This window comes from Bacillus sp. NPDC060175 (assembly GCF_042728695.1).
GTDB lineage: Bacteria > Bacillota > Bacilli > Bacillales > Bacillaceae_G > Bacillus_A.
The window spans coordinates 1-4,360 of the sequence record NZ_JBHWYR010000162.1 but is presented as its reverse complement, the minus strand read 5'-3'; the positions used below and the strand labels follow the sequence as shown (position 1 = coordinate 4,360).

Sequence of the window (4,360 nt, the reverse complement as noted above, 5' to 3'; positions counted from 1 at the left end):
GAATATACTTCTAACTAAAAGACGTGTGGAAATGCACGGATAATAAAGGAGAATTTCTTATGACAATGTGTAAAAGTGAAATGAAAAAGAGTGTAATAACTGAAGAGGATGTAGACATGTTAAAAATTATGGCACATCCAGTCCGATTGCAAATTATAAACGAGTTAATTCAGTATAAAAAATGTAATGTTACACAATTGACGGAGCTTTTAAAAATCCCACAATCCACTGTTTCTCAACATTTATCGAAAATGAGAGGTAAGGTGCTAAAGGCTGAAAGAAAAGGCTTGGAGATGTACTATTATATTACTAATCTAAAGGCGAGTCAGATTGTTGGAATTTTAGGTTTGTAAATAAACAAAACTTCACACATATCATTATAAGTAAACGCAGAATAATCCCCCACAAATACGTGGGGGATTTCTTTTATGATAAAAATATCAGTCTTTTTGAGGAGTGTCACGATAGTCACCATGAACACTATAAGAAGGACAAGAGTGTCACCATGTTCTAATGTGCTAGTAAAAGAAAAATTTTGAAAGTGCTAAAAAGCTTCATATTTCTCAATATAATTTATGTCGCAAAAATCTTTTAATTTCATCAAAAGCTAAGTGACGATGACCGGCCTGACAATGTTGCTCACCGCCAGTTTCCTTAGTGAAAACTACAGAAGTGATGGAGGCTGCATTACATAGCTCCATTTCGATTTGCGATAATCGGCTAATTGGAACGTACTGATCGTCTTCACCAGCCAGGAGCAATACTTCTTGATTTATGAACTGACCGATTCCTGCCATCGTATGCTTTTCAAAATTTTTAAGTAAGTTGAATGGCGTCTTTTCACCTGTATTTTCCATACCCTTTTTAATTTTCCAGTTCAGGTCGATGCTGGTGGCCATCATTTGTTTAAACATGGTATTAATTTTGTCAGCTTCATTAGTAGCCAGAAGTGTGTTCAATTTATTCCAAATATTATCCGGCATGCGCATTTTAAGTGCATCAAGGCCACTATAAAAAATATTAAAGGCGATGACTTTGTCGATTCGTTTTTCAAAAGCGGCGGCACGCATTGCCAAGTAGCCGCCCCAAGAAGCTCCGAGAATACTAACACGGTCAAGTTTGAAATAGTCAATGACTGTGGAAACGGGCTTCTCCCAGTTGTGGATGAATTTCAAGCCAGTTTTCAGTGCTGTTCCTTGTCCAGGCCCATCAAACACTATAATATTATAATTGATTCCTTGGAGGTAGTTCATCATTTTCATCATTTCCTCCATGTAGGAATCGTAGCCTCCAAAGAAAAGTAGTGTATTACATGCGCCTGGTTTCATGATTTTGATCGCAGGAAGATAGGAATCTTCATACGGAATTTGATAGGTTTCATACTCAAAGTCATGAAAGCTCTTATAAAAGGTTTCACGGTATTTTTGGTACACTTTTTCTTTTTTTTGATCGGATGGCTCCATATAAAACTCGGCAGCTTGATAATAAACCGAAGCTAGATCAAAGTCTTTATGGTGCTCCCGCATCACTGCATATTCTATCCAGGTGTTATACCAGCTGTCCGTGTCTGTAAGTCTTGGGATGATGGATTGTAAATCCTGATTTGCCCGCTCATCGTCTTGATAGAAATCGTTGAAAAAACGGTTGATTTGCAAATTGAACTGTTCGTTGTTTACATACTGTTTAAACATAAAATCCCTCCTTATATTTGACTACAAGGTAAGGATAAGCGAAGTATATTAAAGAAACAACAAGCAGGAAAGGATAAGAAGTACGAAATCGAACCATAAGGATATAAACGGTTCGATAAGCAACTTTGGGAAGGAGATTGATTATTAATGGGAGAGGATGTTCGCGTTTATAAAACGAAGAAAAACATTTCTAATACACTCATTGCCCTCTTGAACGAAAAAGAGTTTAGTCGAATTACAACGAAAGATATTTGCATACATGCTTTGGTGAGCAAGTCCACATTTTACAGCCATTTTGCAGATAAATATGATCTTTTGGAAAAAATAGTGCAATATTATGTCTGCTGGTTCAAGGAAGAAATTGAATTGCGTTTCGCATCGATAGAGAATGGAAATGTGGCTCAAGTTATCAATATGATAACCGATAAGGTCTCAGCGCGAAAAACAGAGGTTGCTACTTTACTCCATGTACATGTTCCCTCATCGGATTTACGTTTAGAGTTAGAATCTATTTTATATAATGCCTGTTATTCCTATTTGAAAGAGCAGCAAGTGGAAGTAAGTGTACCGATTGACTTTATAGCTCAGTTGTATACAGCAAACGCAATGGTGTCAATTAATTGGTCGCTGAGCAACGATAAAAATCCAGATGCGGTTAAACTAATTGATAATATGCAGAGATATGTTTTTAATCTGATTTTGTCAGGTGGTGAGAGAATGTAATAAATCATGAAACCTGCTTAATAATGTAGTTATCGTGTGGGGTGTGGTTGTAAAAAATTAAGTAATCGATATTTGGATTTTTTGTGAATCTTTATTGGTTTTTTATAAACTCTTTACTACATAATGTTACAAAATAGAATTAATTTGCTTGATTTAGCCCTATATCAGGTTAATAAATAAACTAAATGTGTTTATGTTATTGAACTATTAATATATTAGTAGGTGATTTGTTCGTTTACCCCTATATTGCTATTATATTAGCGTAAACAATATATTGGGGGGACAAGTATGAATTTGAAATTAACATCTAAGTTAGAAAGATTAAGAAAAAGTAAAAAAGGAATTGGTGCTTGTGTTTTAGCTGCAGGGGTGACGGCAATTACAATGATTCCTCAAAGTGCATATGCACATGGGTTTGTTGAAAAGCCGAGTAGTCGTGCTGCTTTATGTAGTCAGAATTATGGAGCATTAAATTTAAATTGTGGAAATGTAATGTACGAACCTCAAAGTCTAGAAGCACCTAAAGGATTCCCAGATGGTGGACCGATTGATGGGAAAATTGCTTCAGCAGGAGGATTGTTTGGAGGGATTCTTGACCAACAAACATCAAATCGCTGGTTCAAAAACACAATAAAGGGGGGAGCAAATACATTTACATGGAAATACACAGCGGCACATTCTACAAGTAAATGGCATTATTACATTACAAAAAAGGGATGGGATCCTAATAAACCATTAACACGTGCTGAATTAGAACCAATTGGAACTGTGAATCATGACGGTTCGGCAGCATCAAATAATTTAACACATACAATTAATGTACCAACTGATCGCAATGGTTATCATGTTATTTTAGCTGTATGGGATGTAGCAGATACGTCAAATGCGTTTTATAACGTAATTGATGTGAATTTAGTAAATAATGAAACTCCCGACACAGTAGCTCCAAGTCAACCAACGGGATTAAATGCGTCTAAAGTTTCTGCCAATAGTGTTGAACTAACATGGAAGGCCTCTACTGATAATATAGGCGTAAAAGAATATCAAGTGTTACGTAATGGAGAAGTAATTGGTACGGTACCAGGTACAACTTTTACTGATAAAAAGCTAAAAGCAAATACGGAATATACCTATACAATAAAGGCATTAGACGCTGCTGGAAACATATCAAAAGAAAGTGAAAAACTAAAGGCTAAGACAACAAATGAAATTCCAGATAAAGAGGCTCCGACTCAACCAAAAGGATTACATAGTATGGGTACAACAGCGACAACTGTTGATTTGATGTGGAGTCCCTCTGAAGATAATGTAGGTGTTGACCATTATATTGTATATAGAGAAAGCGCTGGGGTTATGAATAAAATTGGGGCAGCTGATAATACATCCTTTATGGATAAAGATTTGAAGGCTAATACATCGTATAAGTATGTAGTGACGGCGGTTGATTTAGCTGGAAATGAATCTAGTAGAAGTGATGTTTTGAATGTAACAACAAAGTCAGGGGATTTCACATATGAAAAATGGGATGCAAGAAAGGCATATACTAAAGGTGATAGAGTAGTACATGAGGGAAAAGTGTATGAAGCGGTTCAAGATTATCAAGGGAACGGCGACTCAAATTGGATTTTTGCCCTATCACTTTGGAAGCCAGTTTTGAATAAATGATAAGCTGGAAAAGGTAGTTAACATTTTGGGATTTCTTTTTGAAAATTAAGGGTCGTTCCAAATATGGATTATCTAATGGTTTAAATGATATGTGAGTAAATTTAATCACCATCTTAATGTTTACGAAATGAAATCAAAAAAGAACCCCAATGGTATTCCATCAAAAAGGAATTCCGTTGGGATTCTTTATTTTTTAATTTGTAATAGCGTATATTTTCACTGTAAATTTGTTAGTGGCACCAATTGGACTTGCAATATAATATTTAGTATTTGTGTAAGCT

The 4,360-nt window shown here is 35.6% G+C and carries 4 protein-coding genes; 3 read left to right on the top strand and 1 reads right to left on the bottom strand.

The annotated features are described in order from the left end of the window. Positions 1-59: 59 nt before the first annotated feature. The gene (locus tag ACFWDE_RS30025) at positions 60-353 is read left to right on the top strand and encodes an ArsR/SmtB family transcription factor (RefSeq protein WP_016095356.1); all 294 of its coding nucleotides are present in this window, start codon (positions 60-62) and stop codon (positions 351-353) included. 210 nt (positions 354-563) lie between these two features. Here ACFWDE_RS30025 and ACFWDE_RS30020 read toward each other — a convergent pair whose 3' ends face one another. Beyond that, entirely contained in the window at positions 564-1,691 is a 1,128-nt protein-coding gene (locus ACFWDE_RS30020) for an alpha/beta fold hydrolase (RefSeq protein WP_377896334.1), read from the bottom strand. A 147-nt stretch (positions 1,692-1,838) separates the two neighbouring features. Between ACFWDE_RS30020 and ACFWDE_RS30015 the strand changes: the two genes are divergently transcribed. Next, positions 1,839-2,414: a TetR/AcrR family transcriptional regulator gene (locus ACFWDE_RS30015; protein ID WP_377896333.1), complete on the top strand. Its 576-nt coding sequence runs from the start codon at positions 1,839-1,841 to the stop codon at positions 2,412-2,414. Between the two features lie 288 nt (positions 2,415-2,702). Continuing rightward, complete coding sequence (locus ACFWDE_RS30010) at positions 2,703-4,079, top strand: lytic polysaccharide monooxygenase (RefSeq protein WP_377896332.1); 1,377 nt, start codon at positions 2,703-2,705, stop codon at positions 4,077-4,079. Positions 4,080-4,360: the final 281 nt, after the last annotated feature.

Bases quoted from the DNA above. Each gene is read 5' to 3' on its own strand.
- ACFWDE_RS30020 (WP_377896334.1), bottom strand. From the start codon at position 1,691: ATGTTTAAACAGTATGTAAACAACGAACAGTTCAATTTGCAAATCAAC.
- ACFWDE_RS30015 (WP_377896333.1), top strand. From the start codon at position 1,839: ATGGGAGAGGATGTTCGCGTTTATAAAACGAAGAAAAACATTTCTAAT.
- ACFWDE_RS30010 (WP_377896332.1), top strand. From the start codon at position 2,703: ATGAATTTGAAATTAACATCTAAGTTAGAAAGATTAAGAAAAAGTAAA.
- ACFWDE_RS30025 (WP_016095356.1), top strand. From the start codon at position 60: ATGACAATGTGTAAAAGTGAAATGAAAAAGAGTGTAATAACTGAAGAG.